The organism is Streptomyces chromofuscus, from assembly GCF_015160875.1.
Taxonomy (GTDB): Bacteria; Actinomycetota; Actinomycetes; order Streptomycetales; family Streptomycetaceae; genus Streptomyces; species Streptomyces chromofuscus.
Genome location: NZ_CP063374.1, coordinates 3892045 through 3910717 on the forward strand (window position 1 = coordinate 3892045; position 18673 = coordinate 3910717).

The 18673-nt window shown below is 71.5% G+C and carries 16 protein-coding genes and 3 tRNA genes; 9 read left to right on the forward strand and 10 right to left on the reverse strand.

The window, feature by feature from the left end; genetic code table 11:
* Window positions 1-258: 258 nt before the first annotated feature.
* Complete coding sequence (locus tag IPT68_RS17520; protein WP_141312914.1) at window positions 259-513, forward strand: DUF3073 domain-containing protein; 255 nt, start codon at window positions 259-261, stop codon at window positions 511-513.
* A 69-nt stretch (window positions 514-582) separates the two neighbouring features.
* On the opposite strand, the gene purM is transcribed toward IPT68_RS17520, so the two are convergent.
* The 7 genes from purM to purS form a co-directional block, all read right to left on the reverse strand.
* On the reverse strand, window positions 583-1683 hold the full coding sequence (gene purM, locus IPT68_RS17525) for a phosphoribosylformylglycinamidine cyclo-ligase (protein ID WP_189696123.1): 1101 nt from the start codon (window positions 1681-1683) through the stop codon (window positions 583-585).
* A gap of 70 nt (window positions 1684-1753) precedes the next feature.
* Window positions 1754-3280, reverse strand: a complete 1527-nt coding sequence (gene purF, locus IPT68_RS17530; protein WP_189696122.1) for an amidophosphoribosyltransferase — start codon at window positions 3278-3280, stop codon at window positions 1754-1756.
* A gap of 61 nt (window positions 3281-3341) precedes the next feature.
* Window positions 3342-4154 carry an META domain-containing protein gene (locus IPT68_RS17535; RefSeq protein WP_189696121.1) on the reverse strand — a complete coding sequence of 271 codons (813 nt, stop codon included), beginning with the start codon at window positions 4152-4154 and terminating at the stop codon, window positions 3342-3344.
* A gap of 78 nt (window positions 4155-4232) precedes the next feature.
* Window positions 4233-5030 carry a maleylpyruvate isomerase family mycothiol-dependent enzyme gene (locus tag IPT68_RS17540; RefSeq protein ID WP_189696120.1) on the reverse strand — a complete coding sequence of 266 codons (798 nt, stop codon included), beginning with the start codon at window positions 5028-5030 and terminating at the stop codon, window positions 4233-4235.
* A gap of 119 nt (window positions 5031-5149) precedes the next feature.
* The gene (gene purL, locus IPT68_RS17545) at window positions 5150-7408 is read right to left on the reverse strand and encodes a phosphoribosylformylglycinamidine synthase subunit PurL (RefSeq protein WP_189696119.1); all 2259 of its coding nucleotides are present in this window, start codon (window positions 7406-7408) and stop codon (window positions 5150-5152) included.
* Window positions 7405-8085, reverse strand: coding sequence for a phosphoribosylformylglycinamidine synthase subunit PurQ (gene purQ / locus IPT68_RS17550; RefSeq protein ID WP_189696118.1), 681 nt, complete (start codon window positions 8083-8085; stop codon window positions 7405-7407). Before purQ ends, purL begins: the two co-directional genes overlap by 4 nt.
* The gene (gene purS / locus IPT68_RS17555; protein WP_189696117.1) at window positions 8082-8345 is read right to left on the reverse strand and encodes a phosphoribosylformylglycinamidine synthase subunit PurS; all 264 of its coding nucleotides are present in this window, start codon (window positions 8343-8345) and stop codon (window positions 8082-8084) included. Before purS ends, purQ begins: the two co-directional genes overlap by 4 nt.
* A 310-nt stretch (window positions 8346-8655) precedes the next feature.
* Between purS and IPT68_RS17560 the strand changes: the two genes are divergently transcribed.
* From IPT68_RS17560 to IPT68_RS17595, 8 genes are all read left to right on the forward strand, one after another.
* The gene (locus tag IPT68_RS17560; protein ID WP_189696116.1) at window positions 8656-8973 is read left to right on the forward strand and encodes a histone-like nucleoid-structuring protein Lsr2; all 318 of its coding nucleotides are present in this window, start codon (window positions 8656-8658) and stop codon (window positions 8971-8973) included.
* A 150-nt stretch (window positions 8974-9123) separates the two neighbouring features.
* Window positions 9124-9195 (forward strand) — tRNA-Gly (locus tag IPT68_RS17565).
* Between the two features lie 80 nt (window positions 9196-9275).
* Window positions 9276-9348, forward strand: a tRNA-Gly gene (locus IPT68_RS17570).
* A 187-nt stretch (window positions 9349-9535) separates the two neighbouring features.
* Window positions 9536-10498, forward strand: a complete 963-nt coding sequence (locus IPT68_RS17575; protein WP_189696115.1) for an ABC transporter ATP-binding protein — start codon at window positions 9536-9538, stop codon at window positions 10496-10498.
* Window positions 10499-10521: 23 nt separating this feature from the next.
* Window positions 10522-11265: an ABC transporter permease gene (locus IPT68_RS17580; RefSeq protein WP_189696212.1), complete on the forward strand. Its 744-nt coding sequence runs from the start codon at window positions 10522-10524 to the stop codon at window positions 11263-11265.
* A 19-nt stretch (window positions 11266-11284) separates the two neighbouring features.
* Window positions 11285-12514: a sensor histidine kinase gene (locus tag IPT68_RS17585; RefSeq protein ID WP_189696114.1), complete on the forward strand. Its 1230-nt coding sequence runs from the start codon at window positions 11285-11287 to the stop codon at window positions 12512-12514.
* A complete protein-coding gene (locus IPT68_RS17590) occupies window positions 12511-13119 on the forward strand; it encodes a response regulator transcription factor (RefSeq protein ID WP_189696113.1) in 609 nt (202 codons plus the stop codon). Before IPT68_RS17585 ends, IPT68_RS17590 begins: the two co-directional genes overlap by 4 nt.
* Before the next feature lie 22 nt (window positions 13120-13141).
* Window positions 13142-13214: transfer RNA gene (locus IPT68_RS17595), tRNA-Gly, on the forward strand.
* A 44-nt stretch (window positions 13215-13258) separates the two neighbouring features.
* On the opposite strand, the gene IPT68_RS17600 is transcribed toward IPT68_RS17595, so the two are convergent.
* From IPT68_RS17600 to IPT68_RS17610, 3 genes are all read right to left on the reverse strand, one after another.
* Complete coding sequence (locus IPT68_RS17600; protein ID WP_189696112.1) at window positions 13259-14158, reverse strand: phosphoribosylaminoimidazolesuccinocarboxamide synthase; 900 nt, start codon at window positions 14156-14158, stop codon at window positions 13259-13261.
* A gap of 111 nt (window positions 14159-14269) precedes the next feature.
* Window positions 14270-15775: a N,N-dimethylformamidase beta subunit family domain-containing protein gene (locus IPT68_RS17605; RefSeq protein WP_189696111.1), complete on the reverse strand. Its 1506-nt coding sequence runs from the start codon at window positions 15773-15775 to the stop codon at window positions 14270-14272.
* 448 nt (window positions 15776-16223) lie between these two features.
* Entirely contained in the window at window positions 16224-18512 is a 2289-nt protein-coding gene (locus IPT68_RS17610; RefSeq protein WP_189696211.1) for a hypothetical protein, read from the reverse strand.
* Window positions 18513-18673 lie beyond the last annotated feature (161 nt).

Here is an 18673-nt window from a genome sequence, read left to right on the forward strand (position 1 = left end):
GACAGTTGGAGAGAACTCTCACTTCGACCGGCGGGTCGTGCGCCGATAAGTGGTTAAAATCGCCACTGACCAGCGAGGACGGGGCGCCTCAAAGGTTCTGGGCACACGCGCGTGCTGCGGGCGACGTACCGTATGGGCGCGGGCTCAGGTACCGTGGAAGCCCTACGGACCGGTCTCTCCACGGAGAGCCCGTTCCGGATCATGAACGCGTGTCAAGACTCTGGGGCCGTCGAGCCCCGTCGTTGAGGGGGTCGAGCCATGGGGCGCGGCCGGGCCAAGGCCAAGCAGACGAAGGTCGCCCGCCAGCTGAAGTACAACAGCGGTGGGACGGACCTCTCACGCCTGGCTGAGGAGCTGGGCGCATCGACGTCGAACACGTCACCGAACACCAACGGTGACCGGTTCGAGGACGATGAGCACGACGACGACCTGTACGCACGGTACGCCGACCTCTATGAGGACGACGACGAGGACGAGGACGACGATTCCTCGCGCCACCGTCGCGGCGCTTGACCTTGCACTGAGCAGCAACCCGGTCGGTGACCTCGGTCACCGACCGGGTTCTGTGCTGCCCGCGGGGTCTCAGCCGGCGTAGTCGCTCACCAGGGCCGCGCCCGTGGTGTGCTCGCCACGGTCCGTGATCTCACCGGCGACCCAGGCCTCGACCCCACGGTCGGCCAGCGTCGCCAGGGCCACCTCGGTGGACTCCTCCGGGACGATCGCCATCATGCCGACGCCCATGTTGAGCGTCTTCTCCAGCTCCAGGCGTTCCACCTCGCCCGTGCTGCCGACGAGGTCGAAGATCGGCGCCGGCGTCCAGGTCGAGCGGTCCACGACCGCGTGCAGGTGGTCCGGGACGACACGGGCCAGGTTGGCCGCGAGTCCACCGCCGGTGATGTGGCTGAAGGCGTGCACCTCGGTGGTACGGGTGAGCGCGAGGCAGTCCAGCGAGTAGATCTTCGTCGGCTCCAGCAGCTCCTCGCCGAGGGTGCGGCCGAGGTCGTCGATGTGGGCGTCGAGGGACAGCCCGGCCTGGTTCAGCAGGACGTGCCGGACCAGCGAGTACCCGTTCGAGTGAAGACCGGAGGCCGCCATGGCGATGACGGCGTCACCCGTTCGGATGCGATCCGCGCCGAGCAGCCGGTCGGCCTCCACCACGCCCGTACCGGCGCCGGCGACGTCGAAGTCGTCCTCGCCCAGCAGACCGGGGTGCTCGGCCGTCTCGCCGCCCACCAGGGCGCAGCCGGCCAGCACACAGCCCTCGGCGATGCCCTTGACGATGGCCGCGACACGCTCGGGGTGCACCTTGCCGACGCAGATGTAGTCGGTCATGAACAGCGGCTCCGCGCCGCACACCACGATGTCGTCCATGACCATCGCGACCAGGTCGTGGCCGATCGTGTCGTACACGCCCATCTGGCGGGCCACGTCGACCTTGGTGCCCACGCCGTCCGTGGCCGAGGCCAGCAGGGGACGCTCGTAGCGCTTGAGGGCGGAGGCGTCGAAGAGGCCGGCGAAACCGCCGAGGCCGCCGAGCACCTCGGGGCGCTGTGTCTTCTTCACCCACTCCTTCATCAGCTCGACCGCGCGGTCGCCCGCCTCGATGTCGACACCGGCGGCCGCGTAGGAAGCACCGGTGACAGGACCCGTCGCCGGAGGCGACTGATTGTCTGCAGCAGACATTGCCTGAGATCTTTCGGGTTGGTAACGGGTTGTCTGGGGGACACCCCCAGGCCCCCTGAGGCTCGGGCGCCTACGGACGGCGGATCGCGTCCGCCGCGGCGGTGGCCGCCGGGCCGGCCGCCAGCTCGGTCTCCAGGAGCCGCTTGCCCAGCAGCTCGGGGTCCGGGAGCTCCATCGGGTACTCGCCGTCGAAGCAGGCGCGGCAGAGGTTCGGTTTGGCGATGCTGGTCGCCTCGATCATGCCGTCGGTGGAGATGTACGCCAGGGAGTCGGCGCCGAGCGAGGTGCCGATCTCGTCGATGGTCATGCCGTTGGCGATGAGCTCGGCGCGGGTGGCGAAGTCGATGCCGAAGAAGCAGGGCCACTTCACGGGCGGCGAGGAGATCCGGATGTGCACCTCGGCGGCGCCGGCCTCGCGGAGCATGCGCACCAGGGCGCGCTGGGTGTTGCCGCGGACGATCGAGTCGTCGACGACGACCAGCCGCTTGCCCTTGATGACTTCCTTCAGCGGGTTCAGCTTCAGGCGGATGCCGAGCTGCCGGATGGTCTGGGAGGGCTGGATGAACGTACGGCCGACGTACGCGTTCTTCACCAGACCGGCGCCGAACGGGATGCCGGAGGCCTCGGCGTAGCCGATGGCGGCCGGGGTGCCGGATTCCGGGGTCGCTATGACCAGGTCGGCCTCGGCGGGCGCTTCCTTGGCGAGGCGGCGGCCCATCTCGACGCGGGAGAGGTACACGTTCCGGCCGGCGATGTCGGTGTCGGGGCGGGCCAGGTAGACGTACTCGAAGACGCAGCCCTTGGGCTTCGCGTCCGCGAATCGGGAGGTGCGCAGGCCGTTCTCGTCGATGGCGAGGAACTCGCCCGGTTCCACCTCGCGGACGAAGCTGGCGCCGACGATGTCGAGGGCGGCGGTCTCCGAGGCGACGACCCAGCCGCGCTCCAGGCGGCCGAGGACCAGCGGGCGGATGCCCTGCGGGTCGCGGGCGGCGTACAGGGTGTGCTCGTCCATGAAGGCGAGGCTGAAGGCGCCCCTGACCTGAGGCAGGACGACCGGGGCGGCCTCCTCGACGGTCAGCGGCTTGCCGTCGGCGTCGACCTGGGCGGCGAGCAGCGCCGTCAGCAGGTCGGTGTCGTTGGTTGCGGCGACCCGGGTGGTGCGGCCGTCCTGCTTGGGCAGTTCGGCGACCATCTCGGCGAGCTGGGCGGTGTTGACCAGGTTGCCGTTGTGGCCGAGCGCGATGGAGCCGTGCGCGGTGGCCCGGAACGTCGGCTGGGCGTTCTCCCACACCGAGGCGCCGGTGGTGGAGTAGCGGGCGTGACCGACCGCGATGTGACCCTGGAGGGAGCCGAGCGAGGTCTCGTCGAAGACCTGAGAGACCAGGCCCATGTCCTTGAAGACGAGGATCTGGGAGCCGTTGCTGACCGCGATTCCCGCGGATTCCTGGCCCCGATGCTGGAGGGCGTAGAGCCCGAAGTACGTGAGCTTTGCGACCTCTTCGCCCGGAGCCCAGACACCGAAGACGCCGCATGCGTCCTGGGGGCCCTTCTCGCCGGGAAGCAGATCGTGATTGAGTCGACCGTCACCACGTGGCACGCCCCCGAGTGTAGGCGAGGTCGACCACTGGTCCGAATTGGGGATACCGGTCAGTAACGGATCACCGCTCGGCGGTGGCGGTCACCGTTTCGCCGTTTTCGCTGGTCAGCGTGAGGGTCCGGTGCTCCAGGCGGTAGCTCACCGTGCTGTCGAAGAGGCGCAGGAGACGCTTTTCGGTAGCCATGAGTGAGGCTTCGCACATCATGCGCGTGGTGGACGCGGGGCCGAGGGTGATGCGGCCGTCGCGGACGGTGGCGTCGGCGTTGACCTTGTTGCAGGTGAGCCGGCCGCCGACGGAGCCCGCGGCCTTGTCGAACGTGAGGTGCGCCGTGCCCTCGGCGCCGGCGGGCAGGGGCTCCGCGACCCCGTCCGGGCCGCCCTCGCCGAGGGTCGTGACCGTCCACCGCGTCCCGTACAGGGGGGCCGCCCGCTCCTCGGTCAGGCGGACGGTGTCCCCGGCCTCCGTGGTGAGGGTCAGGCGGTCGCCGCTGACCTCGGTCCGCAGCGGGCCGTCGGCGAGGGTGCGGGCGAGGTTCTCCTCGAAGGTCATGGGCCCTTCCTCGCAGGCCATCTCTGTCACCGTCGCGTCGCCGAGCCGGACGCGGTCGCCGTCGAAGGTGGCCTGCGCGCTGAAGTGGTTGCAGCCGTAGTTGCCCTGCGCCCTGCCGCTGTCGTCGATCGTGACGTACGCGTCGGCGGGGGCGTCGTGCTCCGTGCCGTCGACGGTGACGCTGTCGACGGTCCAGTGGACGCCCGTGACGGGCTTGCCTGCGTCGGCCGTCGTGCTGCCCGCCTGCTCGGTGCCGCAGGCGGCGGCGAGGGGGAGGAGAGCGAGGGCCGCGGTGCGGGTGATGCGCTGCTTCTGCCTGTACATGCCGGTTCGACGGGACGGGTGGGGTGATTGGTTCCCCCCACCCCCAGACGTTCGGACCCTCGGACCATCGGCGGGCCCTCAGGCCATCAGCGGGAGGAGTTTCCCCAGGTCGGCCCGTTCGCCGCTGGCGCTCACCCTGGCCTGTGCGACGGCGTCCGTCCAGGTGAGGCGGCCGGTCGCGAGCCGGATCCAGGTCAGCGGGTCGGTCTCGACGACATTGGGCGGGGTGCCGCGGGTGTGCCTCGGCCCCTCGACACACTGCACCACCGCGTACGGCGGGATGCGCACCTCGGTCGAACCGCCGGGGGCCTTCGCGGCGAGCGCGTCGGCGAGGAGCCGGGTGGCCGCGGCGAGGGCCTGCCGGTCGTAGGGGACGTCGAGGCCCGGGACGGCGGCGTTCAGATCGTCGGTGTGGACGACGAGTTCCACCGTACGGGTGACGACGTAGTCGGCCAGGGGGAGCGCGCCGGCGCTGGTGGCGAGCAGGCGGGTGCCTGGGTGGGCGTCCAAGGCGGCGGTGAAGCGCCGTTCGACGTCGGCGAGGTGGGCGTCGACGTCGGCGTGCTGCCCGGCGAGACAGCGGGCGGTCTCGGCGATGGCGGGCGCGTCGGCGGCGATGGCGGCGGGCCAGTCGGTCGGCGCCGCGTCCTGCCGCCGGGGCTCGGCCTCGTCGACCAGCCGGCTGACGGCCGCGAGGGCCATCCCGATGTGCGCGACCAGGTCCCGCACGGTCCAGTCCCCCAGCCGGGTGGGCAGGGCGAGTTGCTCGGGCGTGAGCCCGCGGACCGCTTCCCGGACGGCCCCGAACTGCGCCAGCACGGCAGCGCGGGTCTTGGCGGGGTCGTAGGCGCGGGGGCGCTTCTTGGCCGGTGACATGGCCGTGAGCCTACGGTTCCGGGCCGGCCGGGACGACCGCCGGGCACGGGAAGGCACGAGGGAGGCAGGGTGGAAGGCCCCGCCCGGTGCCGGGCGGGGCCTTTCACGGGGTGCCGGGACTACGCGAGCAGCGCCGGGATGGTCGCCTCGTGCGCCTCGCGCAGCTCCTCCAGGGAGAGGGCGAACTCGCCCTGGACGTCGACCGTGGCGCCGTCGACGACGCCGATGCGCGTGACCGGGAGGCCGCGGGCGCCGCACATGTCGGTGAAGCGCAGTTCCTCGGAGCGCGGGACGGCGACGATCGCGCGGCCCGCGGACTCGGAGAAGAGGAACGTGAAGGCGTCCAGGCCGTCGGGGGCGACCAGGCGGGCGCCCTTGCCGCCGAGCAGCGCCGACTCGACGACCGCCTGGATCAGGCCGCCGTCCGACAGGTCGTGCGCGGAGTCGATCATGCCGTCGCGGGAGGCGGAGATCAGGATCTCGGCGAGCAGGCGCTCGCGCTCCAGGTCCACCTCGGGCGGCAGTCCGCCGAGGTGGTCGTGGACGACCTGGGACCAGGCCGAGCCGCCGAACTCCTCACGCGTGTCGCCGAGGAGGTAGAGCAGCTGGCCCTCCTCCTGGAAGGCGACCGGCGTGCGGCGGGCGACGTCGTCGATGACGCCGAGGACCGCGACGACCGGCGTCGGGTGGATGGCCGCCTCGCCCGTCTGGTTGTAGAGCGAGACGTTGCCGCCGGTGACCGGCGTACCCAGCTGCCGGCAGGCGTCCGCCAGACCGCGCACGGCCTCGGCGAACTGCCACATCACCGCCGGGTCCTCGGGTGAGCCGAAGTTGAGGCAGTCGGAGACCGCCAGCGGCTTGGCGCCGGTCGTGGCCACGTTGCGGTAGGCCTCGGCGAGGGCCAGCTGGGCGCCCGTGTAGGGGTCCAGCTTGGCGTACCGGCCGTTGCCGTCCGTCGCGATGGCGACGCCCAGGCCGGTCTCCTCGTCGATCCGGATCATGCCCGAGTCCTCGGGCTGGGCGAGGACGGTGTTGCCCTGCACGAAGCGGTCGTACTGCGAGGTGATCCACTTCTTGGACGCCTGGTTCGGGGACCCGACCAGCTTCAGGACCTGGTCCTTCAGCTCCTCGGCGGTCTGCGGGCGCGGCAGCTTGCCCGCGTCGTCCGCCTGGAGCTCGTCCTGCCAGGACGGGCGGGCGTAGGGGCGCTCGTACGTCGGTCCTTCGTGGGCGACGGTGCGCGGGTCGACGTCGACGATCTTCTCGCCGTGCCAGTAGATCTCCAGCCGGTCGCCGTCGGTCACCTCGCCGATGACGGTGGCGATGACGTCCCACTTCTCGCAGATCTCCAGGAAGCGGTCGACCTTGCCCGGCTCGACGACCGCGCACATCCGCTCCTGCGACTCGCTCATCAGGATCTCCTCGGGGGAGAGCGTCGAGTCGCGCAGGGGTACGTCGTCGAGGACGACGGTCATGCCGCCGGAGCCGTTGGAGGCCAGCTCGGACGTGGCGCAGGACAGGCCCGCCGCGCCGAGGTCCTGGATGCCGACGACCAGCTTCTCCCGGAACGCCTCCAGGGTGCACTCGATGAGGAGCTTCTCCTGGAAGGGGTCGCCCACCTGGACGGCGGGGCGCTTGGAGGGCTTGGCGTCGTCGAAGGTCTCGGAGGCCAGGATCGACGCGCCGCCGATGCCGTCGCCGCCGGTCCGGGCGCCGTACAGGATGACCTTGTTGCCCGCGCCGGACGCCTTCGCGAGGTGGATGTCCTCGTGCCGCATCACGCCGATGCAGCCGGCGTTGACCAGCGGGTTGCCCTGGTAGACGGCGTCGAAGACGACCTCGCCGCCGATGTTGGGCAGGCCCAGGCAGTTGCCGTAGCCGCCGATGCCGGCGACGACGCCGGGCAGGACGCGCTTGGTGTCGGGGTGGTCGGCGGCGCCGAAACGCAGCGGGTCGACCACCGCGACCGGGCGGGCGCCCATCGCGATGATGTCGCGGACGATGCCGCCGACACCCGTGGCCGCGCCCTGGTAGGGCTCGACGTACGACGGGTGGTTGTGCGACTCGACCTTGAAGGTGACCGCGTAGCCCTGACCGACGTCCACGACGCCGGCGTTCTCGCCGATGCCCACCAGCAGCGCGTCGCTCTGCGGCGCCTTCTCGCCGAACTGGCGGAGGTGCACCTTGGAGGACTTGTAGCTGCAGTGCTCGGACCACATCACCGAGTACATGGCGAGCTCGGCGCCGGTCGGGCGGCGGCCGAGGATCTCGACGACCCGTTCGTACTCGTCCTTCTTCAGGCCCAGTTCGGCCCAGGGCAGCTCGACGTCGGGGGTCGCGGCCGCGTGCTCGACCGTGTCCAGAGGCGTCCTGCTCATGCGTTGACCAGCTTCTTGAGGATCGAGGTGAAGAAGGGCAGGCCGTCGGTGCGGCCGGTGCCGATGAGGGACTCGACGGCATGCTCGGGGTGCGGCATCAGGCCGACGACGTTGCCGGCCTCGTTGGTGACGCCGGCGATGTCGCGCAGCGAGCCGTTGGGGTTGACGTCCAGGTAGCGGAAGGCGACCCGGCCCTCGGCCTCCAGCTCGTCGAGCGTGCGCTCATCGGCGACGTACTGCCCGTCGATGTTCTTCAGCGGGATGTGGATCTCCTGGCCGGCGCTGTAGTCGCTGGTCCAGGCGGTCCGGTCGTTCTCCACCCGCAGCTTCTGGTCGCGGCAGATGAAGTGCAGGTGGTTGTTGCGCAGCATCGTGCCGGGCAGCAGGTGGGCCTCGGTGAGGATCTGGAAGCCGTTGCAGATGCCGAGGACCGGCAGGCCGGCCTTCGCCTGCTCGATCAGGGACTCCATCACCGGCGAGAAGCGGGCGATGGCTCCGGCGCGCAGATAGTCGCCGTAGGAGAAACCTCCGCACAGCACCACCGCGTCGACCTGCTTGAGGTCCTTGTCCTTGTGCCAGAGGGCGACGGGTTCGGCGCCGGCGATACGGATCGCGCGCTGCGTGTCCCGGTCGTCGAGACTCCCCGGGAAAGTGACGACGCCAATACGAGCGGTCACTTCACGGCCTCCGCGACTTCCTCCACCTTGACGGTGAAGTCCTCGATCACGGTGTTGGCGAGGAAGGATTCCGCGAGCTCGTGGATGCGGGCGAGCGCGGCCTCGTCGACCGGTCCGTCAACTTCCAGTTCGAATCGCTTTCCCTGACGTACGTCGGAGATGCCGTCGAAACCGAGGCGCGGCAGCGCGCGCTGCACCGCCTGGCCCTGGGGGTCGAGGATCTCCGGCTTGAGCATGACGTCGACTACGACGCGTGCCACTGGCACTCCCGGTGTGTGGTGCTGAGCAGGTTCCTTCAGACTACCCGCACAAAATTTCTACGCGGGTAGAGTTGTAGGAAGCTACGGATCGATGGTCACGGTCGAGCATCGGCGGGGTGCGTTCACGAAAAGTTCCGGGAAAGATCCGAGATCCACCCGCGGCAGCTATTGCGTTGGGACACGCGGAGAGATTTAGTCGGGCTTCACAATGCTTTGCCGGGCACTGTACAAATGAATTGGCAATAGCCGACACTCGGCATGTCGTCGCAGCTGAGCTGGATAGACGTGCCGTACGAAGGGACCGATATTCGTGGCGCAGAAGGTCGTGGTCACTCTCTTTGACGACATCGACGGCTCGGAAGCGGCGGAAACGATCGCCTTCGGACTCGACGGCAAGTCGTACGAGATCGACCTGAATCCAGCCAATGCCAAGAAACTGCGTAAGGCGCTCGCGCCCTACGTGGAGGCCGGCCGCAAGCGGTCGAAGTCGGGCAAGGCCTACCGGCAGACGGAGGTCGCCCCCGACCCGGCGGCCGTGCGGGCCTGGGCGCAGGCCAACAAGATGGACGTCCCCGCGCGGGGCCGCATCCCCAAGAAGGTCTACGAGGCGTTCGCCGCGGCCCAGTGAGCCGGTCGCCGCACCCGACTCCGTGAGCCGGGGCCGACGGGCGTTCAGCCGGCCCTCGGAGCAACCGACTTGCACAGCACCCCAGGTGATCAGCTAGAGTCTGGAGCACGCCGAAGGGCGGGGCGGAAAAGCCCAGCTCACGGAGTACATGCGGGTGTAGTTCAGTAGTAGAACATCCCCCTTCCAGGGGGAAGGCGCAGTGTGCGATTCCTGTCACCCGCTCTGCATCGCCGTACCGACCACTCTTGTGGATCAGGTAGGCTGGTGCTCGCACCGATCGGTGAAAGCCGGTCGGAGGCAATGCGGACGTAGCTCAGTTGGTAGAGCGCAACCTTGCCAAGGTTGAGGTCGCGAGTTCGAGCCTCGTCGTCCGCTCTCTCCTCGAAGGCCCCGGTCAATGACCGGGGCCTTCGGCATATGTGCGCGGTCGATGTGTGGACAGCCGGTCGACTTTCGCCCATGCGCCGAACCTGCGCGCCTGCGCCGGGCTTCTGACATTTGTCATGTGCAGTGATGACAGCGCGCACTGCTCCCCGCTGTTCGCCGCCGGGATGCTGAAGCCATGGAGACGAACGAACACGAACACGTGATTGAGGTCACTGACCTGAGGCGTGTGTACGGGGGCGGGTTCGAGGCGGTGCGGGGGATCACGTTCCACGTGAAACATGCCGAGGTCTTCGCGCTGCTCGGCACCAACGGGGCGGGCAAGACATCGACCGTCGAGCTGCTGGAGGGCCTCGCCGCGCCGGCCGGGGGACGGGTGCGGGTGCTGGGGCACGACCCCTACACCGAGCGGGCCGCCGTACGGCCGCGCACCGGGGTGATGTTGCAGGAGGGCGGCTTTCCGTCGGAGCTGACCGTCGGGGAGACCGTACGGATGTGGGCGGGCTGCACGAGCGGGGCGCGGCCCGTGGAGGAGGCGCTGGAACTGGTGGGGCTGGGCCGGCGGTCCGGCGTACGGGTGAAGCAGCTGTCCGGCGGTGAACGGCGGCGGCTGGACCTGGCGCTCGCACTGCTCGGCAAGCCCGAGGTGCTGTTCCTGGACGAGCCGACGACCGGGCTGGACGCCGAAGGGCGGCGCGACACCTGGGAACTGGTCCGGCGGCTGCGGGACACCGGGACGACGGTGCTGCTGACCACGCACTACCTGGAGGAGGCCGAAGGGCTGGCCGACCGGCTGGCCATCCTGCACGAAGGGCGGATCGCGGCGGCCGGGACGCCCGCCGAGGTGACCGCGTCCCAGCCGGCCCGGATCTCCTTCGAACTGCCCGACAGCTACTTCCTCGGCGATCTGCCGTCCCTCGGAGAGCTCGGGGTCGTCGGTCACGAGACGGACGGTCGGGTCGTACGGCTGCGGACGCACGAGGTGCAGCGGACCGCCACCGAACTGCTGGTGTGGGCCCGGGAGGCAGGTGTCGAACTGCGCGGGCTGGACGTGCGGTCCGCCTCGCTGGAGGAGGCGTTCCTGCGGATCGCCGGGCGGGCCTCGGCCGTCGCCGCGGAGAAGGAAGAGGTGGCGGCGTGAGCGGCACCACTGTGGCGGGCCGGATGACCGCGCTGGCCCGGGCCGAGTTGACGCTGCTGGGGCGCAGCCGGGCGACGCTCGTCACGGCGGTGGCGGTGCCCCTGCTGCTGCCGCTCAGCGTGCGGTCCGCGATCGACGGGATGGACCTGGCGGACGCCGGGCTCACGGTCGGCACGGTGATCCTGCCCGCCGCCATCGGCTTCTCCCTGCTCTTCGCCGTGTACGCGGCCCTGACCAGCGCCTATGTCGTGCGCCGCGAGGAACTCGTCCTCAAGCGGCTGCGCACCGGGGAGCTGCGCGACCGGGAGATCCTGGTCGCGGCGGCGTTGCCGGCGTCGGCGATCGGGCTTGTGCAGTGCGTGCTGATGGCGGCGGGGGGCACCGTGCTGCTCGACCTCGGTGCGCCGCCCGCACCTCATCTCGCCGTCGTGGGCGTGCTGTTGGGGCTCGTGCTGTGCGGGGCGCTGGCGGCGGTCACCGCCACGTTCACCAGGACCGCGGAGAGCGCCCAGGTGACCAGCCTGCCGCTGTTGTTCGTGTCCATGCTCGGCTCGGGTGTGGCCATCCCGCTGGAACTGCTGCCCGACCGGCTCGCCGCGGTGTGCGAGCTGCTGCCGCTGACGCCGGTCATCACGCTGGTGCGCGGGGCGTGGACCGGGGAGCTGCCGGCGTCCGAGGCGCTGGGGGCCGTGGCGGTCGCGCTGGTCTGGACTGCCGTCGCCGTGTTTGCTGTACAGCGCTGGTTCCGCTGGGAGCCGCGGCGTTGACGGAGGGGGTGGCGGTCGGGTGTCCGGGCCGGGCAGATGGTGGCGGAGGAAGAGCACGCCGGCGAAGGTGGAGACGTACACGCGGTGGTCGTTCCACTTCTTCCCGCTGATCGAGGTCGGGCTGTTCGGTCTGCCGCTCTTCGGCGCGGTGCCGCTGCCGCTCGCGGTACAGCTGTTCCTGATGGTGTGCGCGCACGCGGCATTCTGCTCGCTCGTCGGATCCCGGGCGCTGGACTGGACGCGCGGCCTGCGTCCCCAGCCCCTGCGGCTGGTGTGGGGCCTGGGGATCGCCAGCGCGGTGTCCGTCGCCGTCGTGCTCCTGGTCGTCGACCACGGCTCCCCGGAGGAGGACGCCGCCACCACGCTGGGCACGACGACCGGTGGTCTGCTGGCCTTCGGCGTCAGCGCGATCGCGCTCGGCATCCGCGACCGGCGCCGGGTGCTGGGCCTCGTGCTCGGCATCTCGGCGGGTACCGGACTGGTGGTCCTCGCGCTGGGCGGCCCCGCCTTGCAGGCGCTGGTCACCGCGCTGGCGACGCTGTTCGGCACCGGCTTCTTCGCCTTCACCTCCGTCTTCTCCGTCTGGCTGCTCAACGCCGTCTACGAACTCGACGCCGCCCGCGAGACGCGGGCCCGGCTCGCCGTCGCCGAGGAACGGCTGCGGTTCGGGCGGGACCTGCACGACGTGATGGGGCGCAACCTCGCCGTGATCGCGCTGAAGAGCGAGCTGGCCGTGCAGTTGGCGCGGCGGGGGCGGGCCGAGGCGGTGGACCAGATGATCGAGGTACAGCGCATCGCCCAGGAGTCGCAGCGCGAGGTGCGCGATGTCGTCCGGGGCTACCGGGAGGCCGACCTCGGGGTCGAACTCGCCGGTGCGCAGGGCGTGCTGACGGCGGCCGGGATCGCCTGCGAGGTGTCCGGGGAGCAAGCCGCCGCGGGACTGCCGGACGAGGTGCAGTCGGCGCTGGGGTGGGTGGTGCGCGAGGCGACCACCAATGTGCTGCGGCACGGAAATGCCGAACGGTGCGTTGTGGGACTGCGGATGCTCAAGGGTCATGTGGTGCTGACGGTGGAGAACGACGGGGTGACGGCCGTCGGCGAAGGGGGCGGTGGCTCCGGTCTCGCGGGGCTGCGGGAGCGGTTGGCCGCGGTCGAGGGGACGTTGGAGGCCGGGCCCGCCGGGCGCGGGCTGTTCCGCCTGATGGCCGAGGTGCCGTTGACATCTCCTGTGCAGGCGGTGGCGTCGTGACGGTGCGTGTGCTGCTCGCCGACGACGAGCATCTGATCCGGGGTGCGCTGGCCGCCCTGTTGTCGCTGGAGGACGACCTGGTGGTGGTCGCCGAGGCGGCGAGCGGGCCGGAGGCACTGGCGATGGCGCGGGCCCACGAGCCCGAGGTGGCCGTGCTGGATCTCCAGATGCCCGGCGCCGACGGTGTGAAGGTCGCCACATCTCTGCGGGCCGAACTGCCCGGCTGCCGGGTGCTGATCGTCACCAGCCACGGCCGGCCGGGGCATCTGAAGCGGGCGCTGGCGGCGGGTGTGCGCGGGTTCGTGCCGAAGACGGTCAGCGCGCAGCGGCTCGCCGAGATCATCCGGACCGTTCACGCCGGTAACCGTTACGTCGACCCGGAGTTGGCCGCCGACGCGATCTCCGCCGGGGACTCGCCGCTCACCGCGCGGGAGGCGGAGGTGCTGGAGCTGGCCGCGGACGGGGCGCCCGTCGCCGAGATCGCCGAGCGGGCCGCGCTGTCCCAGGGGACCGTGCGGAACTACCTGTCGTCGGCCGTGTCGAAACTCGGGGTGGAGAACCGGCATGCGGCTGTGCGTCTCGCTCGGGAGCGAGGTTGGGTATAGTTGCTGTCGCGCCACGGCGCATGCGGACGTAGCTCAGTTGGTAGAGCGCAACCTTGCCAAGGTTGAGGTCGCGAGTTCGAGCCTCGTCGTCCGCTCCGCATCAGCCCCCCGGTTCCGGCCGGGGGGCTTTTCCGTTCCGCTACGACCAGCTGGTGCCGGTCAGACGCTCGTAGGCCTCCACGTACTTGGCGCGGGTGGCCTCCACGACGTGCGGCGGCAGCGCGGGCGGGGGCTGCTCGCTCCTGCGGTCCCAGCCGGACTCGGCCGAGGTCAGCCAGTCGCGGACGTACTGCTTGTCGTACGACGGCTGCGCGCGACCCGGCTGCCACCGGTCGACCGGCCAGAAGCGGGAGGAGTCGGGGGTGAGGACCTCGTCGGCGAGGACCAGGGCGTCGCCGTCGAAGCCGAACTCGAACTTCGTGTCCGCCAGGATGATCCCCCGGTCGCGGGCGATGTCGCGGGCGCGGGAGTAGACGGCGAGGGTGGACTGGCGCAGCCGGGCCGCGGTGTCGGCGCCGACCTGCCGGGCGACCTCCTCGTAGGAGACGTTCTCGTCGTGCTCGCCGACCTCGGCCTTGGTGGCCGGGGTGAAGATGGGGGCGGGCAGCTCGGAGCCGTCGACGAGGCCTTCGGGGAGGGCGAGGCCGCAGACCGTGCGGGACTCGTCGTACTCGGCCAGGCCGGAGCCGGTGAGGTAGCCGCGGGCGACGCACTCCACGGGGACCATGTGCAGCGACTTGCAGACCAGGGTGCGGCCCGCCCAGTCGGCGGGGGCGTTCTCGGGCAGGTCCGTGCTCAGGACGTGGCTGGGGACCAGGTCGGCGAGCTGGTCGAACCACCACAGGGAGAGCTGCGTGAGGACGCGGCCCTTGTCGGGGATCTCGGTCGGCAGCACCCAGTCGTAGGCGGAGATGCGGTCACTGGCGACCATGACGAGGTCCCCCGCCTCGTTCCGGTACAGCTCGCGCACCTTGCCGGTGTGCAGATGCACCAGGCCCGGAACCTCGGTCGGCTCGGGCTTTTCGACGAATCCGGACACGGTTCCTCCCCGTGGTTCTGTCCAAGTGGGTCGATTCTCCCGTATGCCGGGACGGGTGCGGACAGCGGGTCGTGGCGTCGTGGGGAGCGGTCGTGCTCCGGACCGTGGCGATCAGTCGCGTTTGCAGATGCGGTCCAGGAGATTGCCGGTGGCGCGCTGGATACGCGGGTCCACGTGGCCGGGGCGGTCCAGGGCCGGGGACCAGGCGAACGTTCCGGACGCGAAGACCAGGGCGCCGGACGGGGCCCGGTAGAGGGACGTCTCCTGGTGGCGGGCGACGCCCTCGCCGTCGGTGTACGGCGAGTGGGCCAGCAGGATGCGCTCGTCGTGGTCGGGGAGCGGGGTGCGTGGGAAGTACCGGTCGGCCTCGCCGGCGACCATGCCCTCGATCTCGTCGCCCTCGTGCGCGCCGGTCGCCTCCCACAGCCAGTGGCCGGCGTTGCGGACGATCAGCGGGTGCGGCTCGGGGACCCGGCCGGCGTACTGGATGCCGATCAGCTGCTGCTCCGGGCGGTCGATCTCCCGCCACAGCACCGGCCTGCCCGGGCCCTTGCGCTTGCGGCAGGTGAGGAGGCGGTGCGGGGTCCCGGACGGGGACGGCCCCAACTCCACCTGCCAGTACATGGTGTTGGAGGACAGGAAGACCAGGGACGTGCCGTGCTCGCGGGCCAGCTCCGCCGTGCGGCGCATGTTCGCCGACCAGTACTCGTCGTGGCCCGGGAAAACCAGGCCCCGGTAGCGGGTGGGGTCGACGCGGCCGGCGTGCAGGTCGCTCGCGTCGGCGTAGGCGAGGTCGTAGCCGTAGCGCTCGGCCCAGCGGATGAAGTCGTAGGCGTGGCCCACGTGCAGCGGCAGGCCGGCGCCGGCGTACGGCCGGTCGAAGGAGACGGTCGTCGCCGCGTCGGCCTCGCCGAGCAGGCGGCCGTTCTCGTCCCAGGCGTGGTAGAGGCTCGCCCCGGTGCGGCCGTCCTCGGGATAGAGGTTGTACGCCTGCCAGGTGATGTCCGGCAGCAACAGCAGCAGGTCGGCCGGGTGGTCGTCGCGGACCGTGAACGGCACGTGGGAGCGGTGGCCGTCGGCGGTGGTGAGGACGGCCACGTACGCACCGACGTTCCAGAACGACGGGATCTGCAGGCGCCAGGACAGCCACCAGTGGTGGCAGGAGACCGTGCGGTCGGCGGTGAGCGGGGGAGGCTGGACGATGCCGGAGAGGCGCGGGCTGGTGGTGATCTTGGCGGCGCCGTCGCCGTTGTAGTGGCCGATGCGGTAGATGTCGACGGCGAATTCCTGGGGCGGGTCGACGGTCACGTGGAAGTCGAGGGCCTCGCCGGGGGCGACCGCGCCGGTGGAGACGAAGCCCTTGATCTGGCGGCGCACGTCGTCGGCCGCGCGGGGGCCGCCGGAGCGGGGCGCGGGGACACGGCCTCGGCCGGTGGCGGTGCCGGAGGGCTGCTGGGCGCCGAGGGCCGGGTCCACGTACCAAGGGACCACCTGGCCGGTGTCGTCGAAGTACGTCTCGCTGCCGCGCAGCCAGGGAAGCGGGCCCTGGCCGAAAGGATCCGTCACGGCGTGTGCCAGTGCTCCTGACTCCCAGCGGCGAATCTGCTCCGGCCCCATGGTCGCTTCCCCTCCCTCGGCGCCGTTCTGTTGTGGTGGTGCGGTTGTTCTTCGGCGGTGGTGTTCGGATGTGGTTGCCGGTGTGGCGTTCGGCGATGGTGCGGGTGTGGCTGTCTGTGGTGAGCGTGCCGGAGGTGATGGGCATTGCGGCGTTCGTACGACTGTCTTATGTCGTGTGCGATTGCCATGTGCGCGTTCAACACCCAGCACATCACATTCTGCACGGACTCCGTCACGGTTCGTTGTGAATTGACCGAAAGCGGAAGAATGGGCTCCGGCTTGAGGGCGGGCGCCGGGGTTGGGCGCTGAGAGCCGGGTGCCGATGTCGGGCCGGGCGGTGGGCGAGGCGGCCTGAGGGGAGTCCGGGTCGGGCTGTGGAGTGGCCGGAGGGTTCCGGGTGCCGGGCGGTGCGGGTGACTCGCCGCGGTGGCCGGGCGGCCTTCCCGGCTCAGACGAGTCGTACGGGCTTCTCCGGGCGTATGCCGACCTCGGCCAGCCAGGCCCTGAGCGGAGCCGGATCACCGTCCTCTATGAGGCTGAGGACCCTGGGCGTCAGGTCGGTGGCGCGTTCGCCCTTGACCAGGAGGGACGGGCCGTCGAGCCAGTCCAGGCCGGGGGTGGCCCCGGCCGTGTCCATCGCGGCGCAGCAGATCATCGCGGTGACGTGGTCGGCGAGGAGTTCGCGGGGGGTGCGCGCGGGCTGGAGGGGAAACAGGGGCAGGGCTCCGTCGTCCCAGAGGGCGTCGGGGGCGGGGGTGGGCGCGGCCGCTCGGGGTGGGGCGCCGGTTGCCTCCTCGCGGGCGAGTTCCGCGCTGAGGCCTGCGGCCAGGGCGGCGCTGCGGGGGTCGGAGGGTGCGGCCTCTTCCGCGTCGAGGTCGACGTCGAACTCGGTGCCGGGGTCGGTGCCGGGGGCATGGGAGGCCGAGCCGTTGGTGGGGATTGCGGCCGTGTCCGGATAGGTGGCCCGGGGTGGGGTGGTGTTCGGCCCTGTGCCGGGGGCTGCCGGCGTGCCGCTGTCCGGGGTGGTGTCTGTGGGCGGGGCCGTGGCTGAGTCCGGGGTGATGCTTCGCACCCTCTCCCGGGCCGTGTCCCGGGCTGGAATGGGGCCCCCGTCCGGGGCGGCGCCGTGGGCTGTGTTCCGGTCCGCAGTGCCCAGGTCCGGGGTGGTACCTCGGGCCGCACGGAACTCCGCCGTGCCCGGGGCCCGGGCGGGGCCTTCGGCCGTGTTCGAGTCCGGGGCGGTGTTCAGGTCCGGGGCGGCGCCTCCGGGCTTGCTCGGATCTGCGGCCTCCCCCTTGTCCGGTGCTGTGTCCGTGCGAGGGTCTGTGCCCGCGTCTGCGGTTGGGGCCGTGCCCGGGTCCGGGACTGTGCCCACGGGGAGCGCCGTGTCGCGGGCCGTGCCCGTGTCCGCTGCCGGGTGCCTGCCTCCGGTCTCGGTGTCGTGGCCGGGTTCGGGGGTCGTGGACGGTTCCGTGAGGTGGTCCAGGACGCGGGCCAAGGTCGGGCCGTGGTCGGCGTCACGGGTCGTGCGGCGGACGCCGAGGGTGTCCAGGACGCGGTGGAGGCGGGCGGCGTCGCTGCGCCACTTGCGGTCGACCACCTCGTCCGGATACTCCTGCCAGTTCACCGGCGACCAGTCGGGGCCGGACTCGGCCGGCCCTCCGTGGAAGAGGCGGGCGGCGAGCAGGGAGGTGGCCTCGTCGACCAGGCCGGGCTCGTCGAGCAGGTCGCAGGCGGGACGCTCGCCGAGGCGGGAGGTGAAGCCCTCGGCCAGGCGGTCCCGCCGGGACAGTTCGGTCAGGGCCGCGACGACGCCCGCGTCCAGCCGGGACGGCCAGCGGCCCATCCGCCAGGCGGGCAGCGCGACCCGGGTCAGCAGTCGGTCCCAGCCGGCGTACGCCAGCCCGACCTGTTCCTGCGCGACGATCCGCAGCCCGTAATCCACAGCCTGTGCACGCTCGGCCGCCGCGGTGGCGACCCCGCGTTCCATCTCGGCCGCGTGCGCCCGGCAGCCGCGCAGCAGCAGGCGGGCCAGCCGGCCGACGCCCGCGTAGACCGTACGAACGACGGGGCGGCGGCCCGGTGCCGAGGCCACGGCCACCGCCGCGTCCAGGCCCCGCACGAAGCGCCGGGCTGCGGCTATGTCGGGGTGCGCCGAGGGTCCCGTACCGGCGACGACCGGGGCGAGGACCGCCCGCAGTTCGCCCACGCGCATCCACCACAGGAACGGGGAGCCGATGACGAGGACCGGACTGGATGTCGTACGGCGATGGACGTGCCGTCGTGCCGGACCCGCCGTCTCGTCCGGTTCCTCCGACGCGGGTGGGGGGCCGTGGGCCGGATGAGTGCGGTCCTCCAGCCAGCTGTCGCAGTCAGGGGTGAGCGCTATGGCGGAGGGTGCGGGGACGTCGAGGCGGTCGGCGAGGTCACGCACCAGGCGGTACAGGTCGGGGGCCGCTTCCTCGGCGATCGGGACCGTCGGGCTCACGGCGGGGCGGGCGCGGGTGAGGACCAGGGCGAAGCCGGCCGCGGCGAGCAGCACGAGGAGCGCGACGGCGCTCACCGCCCAGCGGGCGACGTCCCAGCCACGGCCGGCGAGGTGGCCGGCGGAACCGCCCGCCAGCAGCACCACGGCGAGGGCCGCGGGCAGCACGGCGACGGCCAGCGCCCGGCTGCGGACCCGCAGCACGGCCAGCGCCCGGGCACGCGCGCTCTGCGCTCCCGTCTCCACACCCATAGCGGTCACGTCCGGAACTCACCCCCTCCCGTCCTGGCTGTCCTTGGCTGTCCTGGTGTTGCTCACTCCCCCACTGTGGCACCCACCACTGACATCGCAATGCCGGTGGGCCAAGTGCCGGAACGCTTGCGCCGCACCCTAGTTGGGGCCCCGGCCCTCGT

Excerpts from the sequence above, each read along its gene's own strand:
- IPT68_RS17520 (WP_141312914.1), top strand. The coding sequence starts at position 259 with ATGGGGCGCGGCCGGGCCAAGGCCAAGCAGACGAAGGTCGCCCGCCAG.
- purM (WP_189696123.1), bottom strand. The coding sequence starts at position 1,683 with ATGTCTGCTGCAGACAATCAGTCGCCTCCGGCGACGGGTCCTGTCACC.
- IPT68_RS17535 (WP_189696121.1), bottom strand. The coding sequence starts at position 4,154 with ATGTACAGGCAGAAGCAGCGCATCACCCGCACCGCGGCCCTCGCTCTC.
- IPT68_RS17540 (WP_189696120.1), bottom strand. The coding sequence starts at position 5,030 with ATGTCACCGGCCAAGAAGCGCCCCCGCGCCTACGACCCCGCCAAGACC.
- purL (WP_189696119.1), bottom strand. The coding sequence starts at position 7,408 with ATGAGCAGGACGCCTCTGGACACGGTCGAGCACGCGGCCGCGACCCCC.
- IPT68_RS17575 (WP_189696115.1), top strand. The coding sequence starts at position 9,536 with ATGGAGACGAACGAACACGAACACGTGATTGAGGTCACTGACCTGAGG.
- IPT68_RS17580 (WP_189696212.1), top strand. The coding sequence starts at position 10,522 with ATGACCGCGCTGGCCCGGGCCGAGTTGACGCTGCTGGGGCGCAGCCGG.
- IPT68_RS17605 (WP_189696111.1), bottom strand. The coding sequence starts at position 15,775 with ATGGGGCCGGAGCAGATTCGCCGCTGGGAGTCAGGAGCACTGGCACAC.
- IPT68_RS17610 (WP_189696211.1), bottom strand. The coding sequence starts at position 18,512 with ATGGGTGTGGAGACGGGAGCGCAGAGCGCGCGTGCCCGGGCGCTGGCC.